The organism is Sulfitobacter sp. HI0129 (assembly GCF_001635395.1).
In the GTDB taxonomy this organism is placed as follows: domain Bacteria; phylum Pseudomonadota; class Alphaproteobacteria; order Rhodobacterales; family Rhodobacteraceae; genus Sulfitobacter.
Window position 1 is genome coordinate 1 of sequence record NZ_LWGH01000032.1, and the last position, 556, is coordinate 556.

Sequence of the window (556 nt, forward strand, 5' to 3'; positions counted from 1 at the left end):
CCGACGGAGGCCACAAGGGCGCCTGCAATACTGTCGATCCCATAGAGAATGGCAGACGAGAAGGCGTTGAACTGCACCCAATTGGTCGCGAATATCCCGATGAGCCCGATCTTGACCGCAAGCCAAAAGGCCGTGTGCCCATCCATGGCCCGGTATTGATAGATCATGTTGATGCCGACGAGGATCACCACCAGCGTTGTCCCCAAAACCAGGAGCGTGCCGACCGTTGCCGCAACCGCACCAAACTGGGTCTCAGCGGCGGTGTCGAGATAGGCTTGGGAGGTTTCAACGACGTAGGTGACGACACTCATCGCGGGACTGCCTTACCAATTGCCTGCGGCGTCGCAGATGGCCTTGGCGGCAGTTCGGGCGGCGTTGGCGCGGCGATTGTAGCCTTCCGAGGCTTCGAGCATTTCCCACCGTTCGTCGCTCGCGTAGCTCTCCCGAAACATCGCCTCGGCCGCGTCCCAGGACGGGAACCGGGTCGCGCAGTCGCAGTTGCCGATCTCGACGACCCGCTCGAGATTCTGGGCGCGATAGATGTCCTGAACCAGAA

1 protein-coding gene and 1 pseudogene are annotated in these 556 nt (G+C 61.2%); both read right to left on the bottom strand.

The genetic code is table 11. The annotated features are described in order from the left end of the window. The coding region (locus A3764_RS00365) for a type IV secretion system protein (RefSeq protein ID WP_150122012.1) at nt 1-311 on the bottom strand (311 nt) is incomplete at its 3' end. 12 nt (nt 312-323) lie between these two features. Continuing rightward, nucleotides 324-556 (bottom strand): annotated as a pseudogene (locus tag A3764_RS00370) (hypothetical protein); the annotation flags it as partial.